17 protein-coding genes are annotated in these 14,504 nt (G+C 74.6%); 7 read left to right on the plus strand and 10 right to left on the minus strand.

The annotated features are described in order from the left end of the window. The first annotated feature begins 40 nt into the window (after positions 1 to 40). Positions 41 to 502, plus strand: coding sequence for a nuclear transport factor 2 family protein (locus OG774_RS07785; protein WP_328308250.1), 462 nt, complete (start codon positions 41 to 43; stop codon positions 500 to 502). Positions 503 to 560: 58 nt separating this feature from the next. Here OG774_RS07785 and OG774_RS07790 read toward each other — a convergent pair whose 3' ends face one another. From OG774_RS07790 to OG774_RS07835, 10 genes are read right to left on the minus strand one after another with little or no spacing between them, the layout of a single operon-like run. After that, a complete protein-coding gene (locus OG774_RS07790; protein ID WP_328308253.1) occupies positions 561 to 1,229 on the minus strand; it encodes an alpha/beta hydrolase in 669 nt (222 codons plus the stop codon). A 4-nt stretch (positions 1,230 to 1,233) separates the two neighbouring features. After that, a complete protein-coding gene (locus OG774_RS07795) occupies positions 1,234 to 1,680 on the minus strand; it encodes a RidA family protein (RefSeq protein ID WP_328308255.1) in 447 nt (148 codons plus the stop codon). Then, on the minus strand, positions 1,677 to 2,387 hold the full coding sequence (locus OG774_RS07800; protein ID WP_328308256.1) for an HAD-IA family hydrolase: 711 nt from the start codon (positions 2,385 to 2,387) through the stop codon (positions 1,677 to 1,679). Before OG774_RS07800 ends, OG774_RS07795 begins: the two co-directional genes overlap by 4 nt. After that, entirely contained in the window at positions 2,384 to 4,207 is a 1,824-nt protein-coding gene (locus OG774_RS07805; protein WP_328308257.1) for a PEP-utilizing enzyme, read from the minus strand. The genes OG774_RS07800 and OG774_RS07805 overlap by 4 nt, the downstream gene beginning before the upstream one ends. Beyond that, a complete protein-coding gene (locus OG774_RS07810) occupies positions 4,197 to 5,270 on the minus strand; it encodes a PEP/pyruvate-binding domain-containing protein (RefSeq protein WP_328308258.1) in 1,074 nt (357 codons plus the stop codon). The genes OG774_RS07805 and OG774_RS07810 overlap by 11 nt, the downstream gene beginning before the upstream one ends. Then, positions 5,267 to 5,512, minus strand: coding sequence for a EutN/CcmL family microcompartment protein (locus OG774_RS07815; protein ID WP_274187105.1), 246 nt, complete (start codon positions 5,510 to 5,512; stop codon positions 5,267 to 5,269). The genes OG774_RS07810 and OG774_RS07815 overlap by 4 nt, the downstream gene beginning before the upstream one ends. Then, positions 5,509 to 5,841: a BMC domain-containing protein gene (locus OG774_RS07820; protein ID WP_328308259.1), complete on the minus strand. Its 333-nt coding sequence runs from the start codon at positions 5,839 to 5,841 to the stop codon at positions 5,509 to 5,511. Before OG774_RS07820 ends, OG774_RS07815 begins: the two co-directional genes overlap by 4 nt. 2 nt (positions 5,842 to 5,843) lie before the next feature. Beyond that, positions 5,844 to 6,134 carry a BMC domain-containing protein gene (locus tag OG774_RS07825; protein WP_274187107.1) on the minus strand — a complete coding sequence of 97 codons (291 nt, stop codon included), beginning with the start codon at positions 6,132 to 6,134 and terminating at the stop codon, positions 5,844 to 5,846. After that, entirely contained in the window at positions 6,134 to 6,970 is an 837-nt protein-coding gene (locus OG774_RS07830) for a hypothetical protein (RefSeq protein WP_328308260.1), read from the minus strand. The genes OG774_RS07825 and OG774_RS07830 overlap by 1 nt, the downstream gene beginning before the upstream one ends. Then, positions 6,967 to 7,950: a hypothetical protein gene (locus OG774_RS07835; protein ID WP_328308261.1), complete on the minus strand. Its 984-nt coding sequence runs from the start codon at positions 7,948 to 7,950 to the stop codon at positions 6,967 to 6,969. Before OG774_RS07835 ends, OG774_RS07830 begins: the two co-directional genes overlap by 4 nt. A 108-nt stretch (positions 7,951 to 8,058) precedes the next feature. Here OG774_RS07835 and OG774_RS07840 point away from each other — a divergent pair, with 108 nt between their 5' ends. The 6 genes from OG774_RS07840 to OG774_RS07865 all read left to right on the plus strand — a co-directional run bounded on the left by OG774_RS07840 (position 8,059) and on the right by OG774_RS07865 (position 14,503). After that, positions 8,059 to 8,892: an IclR family transcriptional regulator gene (locus OG774_RS07840; protein WP_328308262.1), complete on the plus strand. Its 834-nt coding sequence runs from the start codon at positions 8,059 to 8,061 to the stop codon at positions 8,890 to 8,892. A gap of 19 nt (positions 8,893 to 8,911) precedes the next feature. Then, a complete protein-coding gene (locus OG774_RS07845; RefSeq protein WP_328308263.1) occupies positions 8,912 to 9,820 on the plus strand; it encodes an acetaldehyde dehydrogenase (acetylating) in 909 nt (302 codons plus the stop codon). Further along, the gene (gene dmpG, locus OG774_RS07850; RefSeq protein WP_328308265.1) at positions 9,817 to 10,866 is read left to right on the plus strand and encodes a 4-hydroxy-2-oxovalerate aldolase; all 1,050 of its coding nucleotides are present in this window, start codon (positions 9,817 to 9,819) and stop codon (positions 10,864 to 10,866) included. Before OG774_RS07845 ends, dmpG begins: the two co-directional genes overlap by 4 nt. A gap of 2 nt (positions 10,867 to 10,868) precedes the next feature. Continuing rightward, the gene (locus OG774_RS07855; RefSeq protein ID WP_328308267.1) at positions 10,869 to 11,282 is read left to right on the plus strand and encodes a tautomerase family protein; all 414 of its coding nucleotides are present in this window, start codon (positions 10,869 to 10,871) and stop codon (positions 11,280 to 11,282) included. Beyond that, on the plus strand, positions 11,279 to 12,952 hold the full coding sequence (locus OG774_RS07860) for a LuxR C-terminal-related transcriptional regulator (RefSeq protein WP_328308269.1): 1,674 nt from the start codon (positions 11,279 to 11,281) through the stop codon (positions 12,950 to 12,952). Before OG774_RS07855 ends, OG774_RS07860 begins: the two co-directional genes overlap by 4 nt. A gap of 123 nt (positions 12,953 to 13,075) precedes the next feature. Then, the gene (locus OG774_RS07865) at positions 13,076 to 14,503 is read left to right on the plus strand and encodes an FAD-binding oxidoreductase (protein WP_328308271.1); all 1,428 of its coding nucleotides are present in this window, start codon (positions 13,076 to 13,078) and stop codon (positions 14,501 to 14,503) included. Position 14,504 lies beyond the last annotated feature (1 nt).

Consider the following 14,504-nt stretch of genomic DNA (forward strand, 5'->3'; position numbering starts at 1 on the left):
TCCGCATCCTCGCCCCACACGGGTCCACGGAAGGAGCGCGGTGAGCGCAGCAGCAGGTTCGGTCGGCGGCACGACGGCGGCGGCGCTGGAGGCGACGGTGCGGGGCTACATGGACGCCTGCACGGCCGGCGACGCCGACGGGATCGCCGGCTTCCTCTCGGGCAACGCGCGCCACTACTTCCCGCCGGACATGTACGACGGGCCGTGGAAGGGCGCTCGGGTGATCGCGCAGCGCTGGGCCACCGCCGTGCGCGAGCGGGGGTCGTCGTGGACCGTCGACGCGATCGTCGTCGACGAGCCCCGCCGGCAGGCGGTCTGCGAGTGGACCCACCACAAGGGCTCGCTCGGCGTGATCCTGCGCGGTGCCGAGTGGTACGAGTTCGACGACGACGGCCTCATCGCCGAGATCCGCGCCTACTACGCCTCGCCCCAGGCACCCGACCACACCCGCCTCGAGCTCGGCGGCTTCGACTACGCGGGCCGGGGCTATCCCCACGCGTAGTCCATGATCGACGCGGATTTCCTGTCGTTGAGTGCCAGCGAGGACGCAGGGCTTGCACTCAGCCCAGGAGATCGGTGATCTGCCCGAGCACCACGGGCCACGTCGGGTGGGTCGGGTCGACGAGGGTGAAGTGGTCGCCAGGCACCTCCACGAACACCGCGTCGTCGCCGGCCGCGCGGGCGGCGGCGACGTAGCGGCGGCTGACGGCGATCGGTACCCGGTCGTCGTCGGGGGCGTGCACGGCGCGCACGGGCACGTCGAGCGGCAGGTGCGCCACGGGGTCGGCCTCGGCGTAGCGCTCCGGCATCTCGTCGGGCATCCCGCCCACGAGGTCGGGCACGGCCGTGCCGCCGACGCCGTCGCGCGCGGCGTCGGCCAGCGTCAGCACCCCCGCCAGCGACACCATGCCCGCCACCGGGACCCGGGACGCCACCCACGTCGCCAGGTGCCCGCCCGCGGAGTGGCCGACGACCACGCACGGCCCTCCGACCAGGCCCACCGCCGCCGCGACGTCGTCGAGCGTCGCCGGCCACCCGGCCTGCCCGACGCGCCGGTACTCGACGTTCCAGACCGAGTGGCCACGGGCGTGCAGGTCCGCGGCGACCGGCGCGATGTGGTCGAGCCCGACCCGGGCGCGCCAGAACCCGCCGTGCAGCAGCACCACGGTCCCGGCGCCCGAACCCCGGCGGACCTCCACGAACTGCGACGGGTCGTCCCCGTACGTCACGCGCTCAGCGGACACGGACCATCCCGTCCAGCTCGACCGCGAACCCCCGCGGCAGCGCCCGCACCCCGATCGCGGTGCGCGCGTGCTCCCCGCGCGCCCCGAACACCTCGGCGAGCAGGTCGGACGCCCCGTCGACCACGCCCGGCTGGTCGGTGAAGTCGTCGGTGCACGTGACGTAGCCGCGCAGGACGAGCACCTGGGCGACGCGGTCGAGCGAGCCCAGCGCGTCGCGGGCCTGGGCCAGCAGGTTCAGCGCGCACCCCCGGGCCGCGGCGTAGCCCTCGGCGACCCCGAGATCCGCGCCCAGGCGCCCGACGTGCCCGTCGGCACCCTGGCCTGCGAGGTGCAGCGTGTCCCCGGCCATCGTCCAGCCGCGGTAGCGCCCCGCCGGGCGCCGCAGGGGCGGCAGCTCCAGCCCCAGCTCGCCGAGTCTCTCCTCCGGAGTGCTCACGGCGACCACACCCTCCGACGCGCCGGCTCGTCCGCCGGCAGCCCGAGCGCCCGCGCGACCCGGGCCGTCGATCCTGCCGGATCGGTCACCTCGAACAGCTCGGCGGCCATCCCGGCCCGGCGGGCGCCGTCGAGGTTGGCGGCGAGGTCGTCGACGAACAGGCAGCGCCGCGGGTCCTCCCCGAGCGCCGCCGCGGCCGCCCGGAAGGCCTCCGGGTCGGGCTTGAGCACCCCGAGCTTCGCCGCCTCGAGCACGCCGTCGAACTCGGCGACCGCGGGGAACCGCCGCGGCCAGTCGTCGCCGAACCAGTGCGCCATGTCGTTGGTGAAGGCGACGACCCGCACGCGCCCGGCCACCCGCGCGATCAGCCGCAGCACCTCGGCCCGCACGTAGGAGCAGTCGCGCCACAGCGACCCGATGTCGATGTCCGGGCGGCGCGCGGCGAGCTTCGCCCAGTAGTCACGCTCCTGGAGCTCGCCCCGCTCGACGGCGCGGTAGTCGGCGTCCACACCGGTCGGGCCGGCCGGGAACCCGGGCACCGCCGTCGACTCGAACAGCGTCGGGATGACGACGCCGCCCATGTCCAGCAGCAGCGTCCCGCTCGCCCCGCGCGTCCGCCGCAGCGCCTGGCGACGGCGCGCCCGGACGACGTCGACGGGCGGGGGCGGGCCCGGCCGGTCACCCGGCGGTGGCGCACACGACGTCACGCCGGCTCCAGCACCGTCACCACTCCGGCGCTCCCGTCCACCCGCACCCGCTGCCCCGTGCGCAGGGTCGAGACGGCGTTCCCGGTGCCGACGACGGCCGGGAGCCCGTACTCGCGGCAGACGATCGCGGTGTGGCTCATGATCCCGCCGACGTCGGAGACCGTGGCCGCGACGCGACCGAACACCGGCGCCCACGACGGCGACGTGGCCGGGCAGACGAGGATGTCCCCGGGCTCGATCGACGGCAGCTCCGAGGGGTGGGTGACGACCCGGACCGGGCCCTCGACGACGCCCGGCGAGCCCGCGGTCCCCCGCAGCACGCCCTCCTCGGAGTCGGAGCGCAGCCACTCCGCCACCGTCGACGTCGTGATCCCCCAGAGCATCACCGTGAACGGCTCGTCGATCGTCGTCGGCGGCGGCCCGAGCGCCGGCGGCGGCTCCCACGCCCGCAGCGCCGTGTAGATCTCGCGGCGCCGGGCGATGATCGGGCGCCAGTACTCCGCGCCGCGGGGGCGCGAGCCGACCGACCAGCCGGCGACGCAGTCGTAGATCGCCTCGGCGACCTCGTAGCGCCGCAGGAAGAACATGTCCTCGGGCTCGTCGAACTCGCCCATCGCGGCCAGGGCCCGCGAGAGCTCGTGGGACTTCGCCCAGAACGTCGCCCACATCCAGTGCTCGATGTAGAGCACGTGCTCCTCGATGTAGACGAACACCTGGCGCGCCAGCGCGAGGGTGTCGTCGAAGGTCGCGCGCTCGGCCTCGGGGAGCAGCTCGCGGTAGCCCGCGGTGATCCGGTCGCGCTCGGAGAGGACCTCCTCGGTCGGCCGGTCGATCGTCGTCCCGTCGGCGAGCCGGCGCAGGTACTCGCGCACCGAGGCCAGCGGGATGTTCGGGTCGTCGGCCCAGGTGGGGTACGTGTGGTACCCGCCGGGGTGGCCCGGGTCGGTGTTGATGAGGAACCACGGGTCGGCCGTGCGCTCCCAGTCGGTCACCCACTCGGTACCCACAGCGTCGGAGCGCAGATCGGCGAACAGCGACGCCGCGTCCTCCGTGGCGTTGATGCGCTCGGCCAGCCCGAGGCGCACCGCCTCCTTCGCGAGCCGCTTGAGCTCGTCGTCGGGACGGTAGAGATCCACCCGCAGGCCGCCGACCATCCTCGAGATCGACTGGTCGGAGATGTCGGGGAACGCCGAACGGCACATCCCGAAGAACGTCAGGTAGGCCGCGTAGCCGATGTTGAGCAGCTCGAAGTGGTACTGGTACGTCTCGTACATCGTGAGCACGAGACGGTCGAAGTCCCGGATCATGCGGAACCCGGCGGAGTGCCCCGTGTGCTGGTAGACGGTCTCCTCGGGCTCGAGGTCGGGCAGCGGGTCGAAGCGCAGCGCGCGGATCTCCTCGAGCTTCGCCGTGACCTTGGCGCGCCACTCGTCGTAGATCGCGTCCCAGCGCTCGTAGTAGTGCCCCGCGCGCTTCCCGAACTCCTCCGCGCGCGCCGCGATGTCCTCCGGCGGGGCCGGCACCGGGGTGACGTAGAGGCGCCCGTTGACGATCCGCTGGTCGACGCCGAACGCCGGTGGCATCGCGAAGACGCGCGTGTTGAAGGCCCCGAGCGCCTGCCACCAGCACTCGCACTGGATCTCGTCGTAGGGGTGCAGGACGTCGGGGTGGTGCAGGCGATCGGCGAACCAGAACCGCTGCTCGTCGAGCTCGCGGCGCTCGGGACCGAACAGGTGGTACCAGTCGTACATCGACTCCCACCCCTCGGCGCCGTCCGGCGTCGGGACCTCGAACGGGCTGGGGAAACGGTCAGCCGCCATGGTCGGAGCCTTCCTGCCGGGTGGTGCGGGTGAGGGTGGCGAGGACAGCGGACAGCGCCGATCCGGCGCCCGTCGCGCCGGTCGCCGAGCGGGGCGCGCGGGCGCTCCACACCGTCTCGGGTCGGGTCTGGAGCAGGTGGATGTGCGACGGTCCGCCCGGGTCGGCGACGGCGAACTCGCCGTCCTGGGGCGTCCCGGCGTCGCGTTCGACGCGTCGCGCGACGGCGAGCAGCTCGGCGAGCTCGGCGTCGTCGAGGCACGGACGGTCGCGGTCCTCGGGCGGGACGTCGGCGACGACCGTGCCCGGCCGCTCGTCGGTGCGCGTCATCCGCGTCGGCTTGACGGCGATCTCCCGGCGCAGGATCTCCCCGCTGATCTTGTCGAGGACGAAGCGGTCGGGGGTCACCTCGCCGGAGACCAGCGGCTCGCCGAGACCCCAGACGGCCTCGCAGACGACGGTCGAGCGGTCGCCGTTGGCGGGGTTGAGCGTCATGAACACGCCGGCCGCCCGCGCGGTCACCATCTCCTGGACGACGACGGCCATGGCGCCCGCGTCCCCGCCCGCGCGCTGGCGGTAGGAGACCGCCCGCGCGGTGTAGAGGCTCGCCCAGCAGCGCGCCACCGCGTCGGCGACGGCGTCGGGGCCCCGGATCTCGAGGTAGGTGTCGTGCTCCCCGGCGAACGACGCGCCCGCCGCGTCCTCGCCGACGGCCGAGGACCGCACCGCGACACGGGTGTCCGGGCCGACGAGCGCGGTGTAGGCCTCCCGCACGGCCTCGAGGACGAGACCGGACCGCGAGGCGTCGAGCAGGGCCGCCCGCGCTCGACCGGCGGCCTGCTCCAGGACGTCGACCGGGGTGTCCGGACCCACGTCGCGCAGGGAGGCGTCGAGGTCCTCGGCACCCTCCATCGCGGCGGCGAACGCGGCGGTCGACACGACGAAGCCCCTCGGTACGCGCGCGTCCAGGGCCACCAGGCGGCGCAGCCCGGCGCCCTTCCCGCCGACGAGGGCGGCGTCGGCGGCCGCCGGATCGTCGAGGCCGACGATCCACGCTGTACTCACGGCTCATCCCACCCGGCGACCAGCGCGATCACGGCCGCGTCCACGCAGCTGCGCCCGGTCACGGCGGCGGCGGCCTCGTCGGTGGCGACGAGCACCGTCGAGCCCGTCCCGGCGTCGAGCAGGTCGACCGCGACCCGCCGCTCCCCGGACTCCGGCTCGCGCACCAGCACCATGCGCACACCGCCGAGCCCGTCCACCGAGCGCTCGGACCAGACCCGTCCGACGACCTCCCCGAGGATCACTGAGACAACCCGGGAGACTCGATCGCGCGCGTGAGCCGGTCGGCGCTCCCGTTCTCCAGCAGCCCGACCGAGACCCCGTGAGGCTTCGGGTACACCTGGGCCGCGCGCAGCTCGCCGTACTGCTCGACGGCGGCGGACCCGGCGTTCACGGCCTGGCGCACGGCGGCGAGCGAGCCGCGGACGGCGACCGCGAGGTAGCCGCTCGAGACCCGGTCGACGGTCACGGTCTCGACGTCGGCGGTCTTCATCATCGCCTCGATCCCCGCCGCGAGCGCCACCACGCCGCGCGTCTCGAGGATCCCGATGGCTCCGGCACCACGTTCGGCCACGATCAGCTCCCCACCATCGCCATGTCGCCCGCGAGCGCCTGCACCGGCAGGCACGGGCTCGCGAAGACGATCGACTTCACGGCGCGCCCGGAGACCGCGCGGGCGACCTCCTCGCCGACCTCGACGGCCTCCTCGACCGTCGCGAGGTCGCCGGTGACGGCCACCGCCACCAGCCCGCCGCCGAGGCGCACGGCCCCGCGGACCTCGACCTCGGTCGCCTTGACCATGGCGTCGACGGCGTCGAACACCGGCACGAACCCCTCGGCCTCGATGAACCCCACTGCCCGTGCCATCAGGACTCCTTGTCGGTTGACTCGCCCCACCACACGACCGCCGCCCCCGTGCCCCACACCGGGCCGTAGGCCAGGACCTCGCCCGGGCCGTCGACCACCCCGGCACCGTCGAGGAACGCGAACGCGCGGAACTGGCTGTCGGCCTGCGCCGCCGCGGCGTACTGCGGGCTCATGGCGAGGACCTCGTCGCGGTCACCGGCCCGGATCGCGTCGAGGACCTTGCGGTTCCAGCGGTCGTGGGCGTCCTCGACGCGGTCCTCGACCGGGGTGATCCAGCGTCCCGTGAGCCCGGAGGACAGCCCGCTCACGGCGACGACGCCGAGCGTGCGGCCCAGATCCCGCGCCGCCCGCACCCCGGCCGCCGCGACCTCCGCCATCGCCGAGGGCTCGGCGTAGAGGTTGCACGAGACCAGCGCCCAGCGACCCTGCCCGTGCGGGTCCAGCAACCGCGACGCGACGATCGTGCCGGTGTCGACGGGGAAGCCCTCGTAGAGCGTGCGACGGGCCTGCATCCCGGCGGCGTCGATCGCGTCGGCCCAGCGGTGGGCGAGGTCGGTGTCGATCGCCAGGTCGTGGTCGAGGTGCCCGTAGTCGTAGCGGTACCAGTTCTCGTCGGTCCGCCGTCCCCGCAGCCGGGCGTCGCACTGCACCTGGTGCCCGAGCACCGTGAACCACTGCGTCGAGAGCAGCAGGACGGTGTCGGCGCCGGCGGCGCGCAGGCGGTCGCCGACGGTGCGGGTGGCGCGCGCCAGCTCGGCCCAGCTCGGGGCGGGGTCGCCGGCCAGCAGGTGGGGCATCGCGGGGATCAGGGCCGCGGGCACTCGGCCTGACGTCATGGGGCGACCCACTCCACGACGGCGTTGCCGGTCGCGATCACCGTGCCGTAGGCCAGGACATCGCCGGCGATGTCGGGCCAGCCCATCGCGGCGAGCAGCCAGGTCAGGCTGCCGGCCTTGGTCTCCGACGCCGTCGCCTCGATGTGCTTCGGGACGGCGTCCTTGAGCCGCGACGTCGGGCCCTCGCGGATCGTCTGCAGCAGCTCCATGTCCCCGGCGTACTGCGCATGGTTGAACGGACGCTCGACGCTCATGTCCTCGGGGAGCTCCGGCTCGGTGTCCCAGTGCAGGTGCGACAGCGAGTTCGACCCCAGCAGCACCGCGCGCCGGCCGGTGCGCTCGATCGCGCGACGGGTCGCGGCGCCCAGCGTCTCCATCTCGGCCAGGGAGGCGTCGGAGTAGTAGTAGGGGTTGTTGTTGGCCGAGAGGGACACGACCGGCAGGTCCCACTCGGGGTTCGCCAGGTGCAGCGCGCCGATCGTCGCGTAGTCGACGCGGACGCCGTCCTCGCGCAGAGCGCTCGTCACGAGGCCGGCGCGGTCACCCTCCTCGACGATCGCCTCGGCGAGCTCGACGTCGGTGCGGAAGTCGTAGTGGTACCGGAACAGGTGCGGGAAGATCGGCTCGACGGAGATCCCGCGCGGGTTCGGGACGCAGTTGACGTGGTGGCCGACCATCGTGATCCAGTGCGGCGCGTGCACCACCAGCACGTCGGGGCGGTGGGCCCGCAGCCGGCGGCGCAGCTCCTCGTAGCCCCAGCGCAGGACCTCCCAGCCGCCCGTGGCGCGGGGCTCGTTCTGCGGCGGGTTCTCCGCGTACACGAGGTGCGGCGGGTGGGGCGCGAGGTAGCCCGCGACGATGCCGGCCCTCTGCTCGGCCGGCGCGGGGGCCGGCGCCGGGGCCGGGACGGCCGGCGTCCCCGCCGCGCGCCGCGCACCGGACCGGCTGCTGCCGGCCGGGACCTGGAAGACGCGGGCCATGACGGCGGACGCTAGGGCGGGCGGGCGACCCGGACCCAGCGTCGTGTCCCGCAGGGCTGGACACCGTGAGGACTGGACTTGGCTGCCTGCGCTGCGGAAACTCGGCCGATGGTGTCCGCGGTCGGCAAGGCGGCGGCGCTGCTGCGCGCCTTCGACCCGGGCGTCGACGTGCTCTCCACCCGCGCGCTGGCCGCCCGCACCGGCATCCCCCGCTCGACGGTGCACGTGCTCGCGACGACGCTCGCGACCGAGGGGCTGCTCGAGACGGTGCCCGGCCGCGGCTGGCGGCTGGGCCCGCTGCTCGTGGGCCTGGCCGGCCAGATCATCGAGCGCACCGGGCTCGTCGCCGCCGTCGAGGGCGCCCTGGGCGGGCTGCTGCGCCACGCCGGCCAGGAGGTCCACGTCGGGCAGCTCGTCGGCGGCTGGGTCGTCTACCTGCACCGGGAGGCCGGGCCGGACTCGATGGGCCGGGCGACGATGGACAACCGCGTCGGCCTGCGCGCGCCGGCCTGGCGGGGTGGCTGCGGGAAGGCGGCGCTGGCCCGGCTCGCGCCCGCGGAGGTCGACGAGCGCATCGCGCGGCTCTGCCGTGACGAGGGCCTGGACCCGCCGGACCGGGCGCTGCTCGCCGACGAGCTCGCGGCCGCCCGGGAGGCCGGCTACCTCGTCTCGTCGTCGTTCCAGGCGGGGCGGACCTCGGTGGCCGCCGCGGTCGTCGACGGCGACGCCCGCCCGCTCGGCGGGCTCTCGGTGGCCGGCCCGACACGTCTGTTCACGCGGGCCGTGCTGGGCCGCACCGTGGAGGACGTGGTCGCCGCCGCGGGCCGGGCCCGGCTCACGGTCTGCACGCCCGGAGCGAGGTCCGTCGCGGTGCCCGCACGGCGGCGCAGTCCGATCACCAGTCCCACGGAGCGGAACGCGGTGGTTCCACCCCGGCGCTGAGCGGTGCCAGAGTGCAGCCATGAGTGCGCCCGCAAAGGTCCCCGCCGCGATCGTCGGTCCGGGCAACATCGGCACCGACCTGTTGGCCAAGCTCGCGCGCAGTGCGCGCATCGAGGTCACGGCGATGGTCGGCGTCGTCGAGTCCGAGGGGCTGGAGCGGGCCAGGGCGATGGGCGTGGCCGCCTCCTCCGAGGGCGTGGACTGGCTCCTGCGCCGGGACCCGCTGCCCCGCATCGTCTTCGAGGCCACCTCGGCCAGGGCGCACGCGGCGAACGCGCCCCGCTACGCCGAGGCCGGCATCCGGGCGATCGACCTGACGCCGGCGCACCTCGGGCCGATGGTGTGCCCGGCGGTGAACATGCCCGACCACCTCGACGCCCCGAACGTCAACATGATCACCTGCGGCGGCCAGGCGACCATCCCGATCGTCGCCGCGGTCTCGCAGGTGACGACGGTGGACTACGCCGAGATCGTCGCGTCGGCGGCCTCGCGCTCGGCCGGTCCGGGCACGCGCGCCAACATCGACGAGTTCACCGAGACCACGGCGAAGGCCGTCGAGGAGGTCGGGGGCGCCGCGAAGGGCAAGGCGATCATCATCCTGAACCCCGTCGAGCCGCCGATGATCATGCGCGACACGGTGTTCTGCTCGCTGCCGCCCGAGGCCGACACCGACGCGGTTGCGGCCTCGGTGCACACGATGGTCGCCCGCGTCCAGCAGTACGTCCCGGGCTACGCGATGCGCGCCGAGCCGCAGTTCGACCCGCCCACCGACAAGTGGGGTGGGCGCGGGCGTGTGGCGGTGTTCCTCGAGGTCAAGGGCAACGGCGACTTCCTGCCGGAGTACGCCGGCAACCTCGACATCATGACGGCCGCCGCGGCGCAGGTCGGCGAGCTGGTGGCGGCGGAGATGACGGAGGCAGCGGTATGAGCGAGCGCGCGGGAGCACGGCCCGGGATCCGGCACGACGTCCGGATCACCGACACCACGCTGCGCGACGGCAGCCACGCGCAGGCCCACCAGTTCACCGAGGAGCAGGTGCGCGACACCGTCCGCGCGCTGGACCGGGCCGGGGTCGAGGTCATCGAGGTGACCCACGGCGACGGGCTGGGCGGGTCGAGCTTCAACTACGGCTTCTCGCACACCGACGAGCTCGAGCTGATCGCCGCCGCCCGCGAGGAGGCCACCCAGGCCCGGATCGCGGTGCTGCTGGTGCCCGGCATCGGCACCGTCGACGATCTGCGCCGCGCCCACGACGCCGGGGCCGAGATCGTGCGCGTCGCCACCCACTGCACCGAGGCCGACGTCAGCCCGCAGCACTTCGGGGTGGCCCGCGACCTGGGCATGGAGACCGTCGGGTTCCTCATGATGGCCCACCGCACGTCGCCGGAGGACCTCGCGAAGCAGGCCCGGATCATGGTCGACGCCGGCTGCCAGTGCCCGTACGTCACCGACTCCGCCGGCGCGCTGCTCATGCACGACGCCCGCGCCCGCTTCGAGGCCCTGCTCGCCGAGGTCGGCGACGAGGCCTGGGTCGGCTACCACGGCCACCAGAACCTCTCCCTCGGCGTCGCGAACTCCGTGATCGCCGCCGAGGTCGGGGTCAAGGAGATCGACGGCTCCCTCTGCGCCCTGGGCGCCGGGTCGGGGAACTCGCCCACCGAGGTCATCGCCGCGGTCTTCGACCGGATGGGCATCGAGACCGGGCTCGACGTCACGGCGCTGCTCGACGCCGCCGAGGACGTCGTGCGCCCCTACCTGCACCGCTGGCCCAAGATGGACCGCAACGCCATCACCCAGGGCTGGGCCGGGGTCTACTCCAGCTTCCTGCTCCACGCCGAGCACGCCGGCGAGCGCTACAAGGTCCCCGTCCCCGACATCCTGCGCCGCTGCGGCGAGCTGGGCCTCGTCGGCGGACAGGAAGACATGATCATCGACATCGCCCTCGAGCTGGCGCGCGAGAGGGAGCAGGGCTGACCGTGCCGGTCCTGGAGGTCCATCTCGTCGAGGGCGACCACGGCCCTGCGGCGATCGCCCGCCTGCTGGAGGCCGCGAGCCGTCGCTATGCCGAGGTGCTGGAGTCGCCGCTCGAGCGCATCCGGGCCTACGCGACGCTGCACCCGCGCGAGCACTGGGCGGTCGGCGGCGCGACGGGCCTGGGGAACGACCTGGCGCCGGCGCCGTACTTCACCGCGATCGTCCTCGAGGGCCGGCCGGTCGAGCAGCGTCACCGTCTCCTCGCCGACCTGACCGACCTGCTCGTCGATGTCCTCGGCGCGACGCGGTCGCGAGTGCGTGGCCGGATCATCCAGGTGCCGCACGACGACTGGGGCATCGGGGGCGTGCCCGCCTCCGGGGCGCGGCGGGACGAGATCGCCGCACGAGGGAGATGACCGGCCGCGAGCGCGGCGTCCCACCCCGGCGCGCGCTCGACAGCGGTCCCGAGTCCTTCCGCCGGCGGCGGTGGCAGGAGGCCTACGCCGAGCTGTCGCGCGCCGACGACGAGGCAGGTCTCGGGACCGCGGACCTCGAACGGCTCGCCACGGCCGCCTACCTCACCGGCCGGGACGGGGTGTGCGACGCACTCCGGGAGCGCGGTCATCGGGAGTACCTGGCCCGCGGCGAGGAGGTCGCGGCCGCCCGGTGCGCGTTCTGGCTCGGCTTCGGTCTGCTGCTGCGGGGCGAGGAGATCCGGGCCGGCGGGTGGCTGGGTCGCGCGCACCGGCTGCTGGACGAGGGCCGGTACGACTGCCCCGAACAGGGCTATCTGCTGGTGCCGGTCGCGATCGCGCAGCTGGGCGCGGGTGATCCCGCGGCGGCGCACGCCACGTATGAACGGGTCGGCGAGCTCGGCGAGCGCTTCGGCGACCCGGACCTGTGCGCCCTCGGACGACTCGGGCGGGGCGAGGCGCAGGCCGCGGCGGGCAGGTGCTCCGAGGCCGCGGCGTTGTTCGACGAGGTGATGGTCGCCGCCACGGCGGACGAGCTGTCGCCCGTCGTCGCCGGCATCGCCTACTGCGCGGTGATCCAGGCGTGCCAGGAGCTCCTCGACCTCCGGCGGGCCCGGGCGTGGACCTCGGCGCTGACGCAGTGGTGCGCCGCCCAGCCCGACCTGGTCCCCTTCCGGGGCCAGTGCCTGGTCCACCGGGCCGAGATCCTGGTGCTCCAGGGGGCCTGGTCGGAGGCCGCCGCGGCGGCCGGGCAGGCCTGCGAGCGCCTCGCCGCCCCCTCGGATCGCCACGAGGCCGAGCCGTCCGGGCACCCGGCGGCGGGCGGGGCGTTCTACCAGGTCGCCGAGCTGCACCGGCTGCACGGACGTGTCACCGAGGCGGAAGCGGCCTATCGCGAGTGCTCCCGGTGGGGCCGTCAGCCCCAGCCCGGGCTGGCGCTGTTGCGACTCGCCCAGGGCCGGGGCGACCTGGCGGGCGCGGCGTTGCGGCGTGCGCTCGCGGAGGCCCCCGCCCCCGGCCGGCCCGCGCTGCTGGCCGCGCACGTCGAGGTCCTCCTGGCGGCCGGCGACACGCCGGCGGCCCGCGCCGCGGCGGACGAGCTGGCCGTGCTCGCCGCACGGACGGACGTCGAGCTGCTACGGGCGACGGCGGCCCAGGCGTCGGGCGCCGTCCTGCGGGCGGAGGGTCGGCCGGTGGACGCGCTGGCCACCCTGCGCGCGGCCTGGCGGGGGTGGCAGCAGCTCGACGTCCCCCACCACGCCGCCCGGGTCCGGGTGCTCCTCGCAAGGACCTGCCGGGACCTCGGTGACCACGACGCCGCGGAGATGGAGCTCGACGCCGCCCGGCGGGTGTTCGCCGCGCTGGGCGCCGCACCCGACCTCGCGCGGGTGGCCGTGCTGACCCGCGCGGTGGACCCGGTGGGCGGCCTGACCGACCGCGAGGTCCAGGTCCTCCGCCTCGTGGCGACCGGCCGGACCAACCGCGTCATCGCCGCGGACCTGGTCCTCAGTGAGAAGACCGTCGCCCGGCACCTCGCCAACATCTTCGCCAAGGTGGGCGTGTCCTCCCGCGCGGCCGCCACGGCCTACGCGTACGAGCACGGGCTCGTGTAGGCCGCTGCACCGAACGACCCACGCCGCCCCCGCACGAGCTGCACATCCCGCCCGATGCGGCGCGGTGCCCGTCGTTCCTACCGTCGCGGAGTCCCCAGTCGCCCGCGTCGAGGTGAGGCACCGATGTCACCACCCACACCCACTGCTCTGGGCACGACCCCGCTCGACGAGGTCGCGGAGCGGCTCCGCGCACAGCTGCGCGGCGCGCTGCTCCGTCCGGGAGACGACGGTTTCGGGGACGCGACCGTGCTCTGGAACGGGATGATCGCGAAGACGCCGGCCCTGGTCGTGCGCCCGACCGGGACCGCCGACGTCGTCGCCGCGGTCGACGCCGCCCGCGAGCACGGCCTCGCGCTCTCGGTCCGGGGCGGGGGCCACCACATCGCCGGCACCGCGCTCGTCGACGGCGGGCTGACCCTCGACATGTCGGCGCTGCGCGGGATCGACGTCGACCCGGTGGCCCGGACGGCGACGGTGCAGCCCGGATGCGTGCTCGGCGAGGTCGACCGCGAGACCCAGCTGCACGGACTCGCGACCCCGCTCGGCTTCATCTCGGAGGTGGGGGTGGCGGGGCTGACGCTGGGCGGCGGCCTGGGTTACCTGAGCCGGCGGTTCGGGTGGACGGTGGACAACCTCCTCGAGGTCGAGATCGTCACGGCCGACGGCCGGGTCCGGCGGACGAGCCGGGACGAGTGCCCCGACCTGTTCTGGGCGATCCGCGGGGCCGGCGCCAACCTCGGCGTGGTCACCTCGTTCACGTTCCGGCTGCACCAGGTCGGGCCCATCGTCCACGGCGGGCTCATCCTGTGGCCGTTCGACCGGGCCGATGACGTCCTCCGCGCGTACCGCACGATCGCCGCCGAAGCACCCCGGGAGCTCAGCGTCTGGATGCTGATGCTGCACGCCCCGCCGGCACCGTTCGTCCCCGAGCCGTGGCACGGCCGCCAGGTCTGCGCCATGGTCGTCTGCTTCAGCGGCGCCCCCGAAGCCGCGGACGCAGCGCTCGCACCCCTCCGGGCGATACCCGACGCGGTCGTCGACCTGGTCGGGCCGATGCCCTATACCGGGGTGCAGTCCTACCTCGACGACGGCGAGCCCAAGGGCCACCACTACTACTGGAAGAACGAGTTCGTGGCCGAGCTGTCCGACGACCTGCTCACGGCGACACGGGACCTGTTCGCGGAGTGCCCGATCCCGGAGGCCGAGATCGGTTTCCTCCACCTCGGCGGAGCCATCGGCGACCACGCGGGAGACGACGGCGCGGTCGGCAACCGCGATGCCCGCTTCGTCTTCGCGATCACGGGCATGTGGGAGCCGGGCCACCCGGGCGCGGAGGGGTTCCCCGGCTGGGTGCGGGCCGGGTGGGAGCGCGTCCGGCCGTTCTCGACCGGTGGGAACTACGTGAACTTCCAGACCGCCGACGAGGGCGACGACAGGGTGCGGGCGACCTACGGTCCCCGGTACGACCGTCTGGCCCGCATCAAGGAGACCTACGACCCGGACAACGTGTTCCGCTCCAACCGGAACGTCGGTCCCCGTCGACCGAGCTGAA

This window comes from Actinomycetospora sp. NBC_00405 (genome assembly GCF_036044095.1).
In the GTDB taxonomy this organism is placed as follows: Bacteria; Actinomycetota; Actinomycetes; order Mycobacteriales; family Pseudonocardiaceae; genus Actinomycetospora; species Actinomycetospora callitridis.

Bases quoted from the DNA above. Each gene is read 5' to 3' on its own strand.
- OG774_RS07805 (WP_328308257.1), bottom strand. From the start codon at position 4,207: ATGGCGGCTGACCGTTTCCCCAGCCCGTTCGAGGTCCCGACGCCGGAC.
- OG774_RS07825 (WP_274187107.1), bottom strand. From the start codon at position 6,134: ATGGCACGGGCAGTGGGGTTCATCGAGGCCGAGGGGTTCGTGCCGGTG.
- OG774_RS07830 (WP_328308260.1), bottom strand. From the start codon at position 6,970: ATGACGTCAGGCCGAGTGCCCGCGGCCCTGATCCCCGCGATGCCCCAC.
- OG774_RS07835 (WP_328308261.1), bottom strand. From the start codon at position 7,950: ATGGCCCGCGTCTTCCAGGTCCCGGCCGGCAGCAGCCGGTCCGGTGCG.
- OG774_RS07840 (WP_328308262.1), top strand. From the start codon at position 8,059: ATGGTGTCCGCGGTCGGCAAGGCGGCGGCGCTGCTGCGCGCCTTCGAC.
- OG774_RS07845 (WP_328308263.1), top strand. From the start codon at position 8,912: ATGAGTGCGCCCGCAAAGGTCCCCGCCGCGATCGTCGGTCCGGGCAAC.
- dmpG (WP_328308265.1), top strand. From the start codon at position 9,817: ATGAGCGAGCGCGCGGGAGCACGGCCCGGGATCCGGCACGACGTCCGG.
- OG774_RS07860 (WP_328308269.1), top strand. From the start codon at position 11,279: ATGACCGGCCGCGAGCGCGGCGTCCCACCCCGGCGCGCGCTCGACAGC.
- OG774_RS07865 (WP_328308271.1), top strand. From the start codon at position 13,076: ATGTCACCACCCACACCCACTGCTCTGGGCACGACCCCGCTCGACGAG.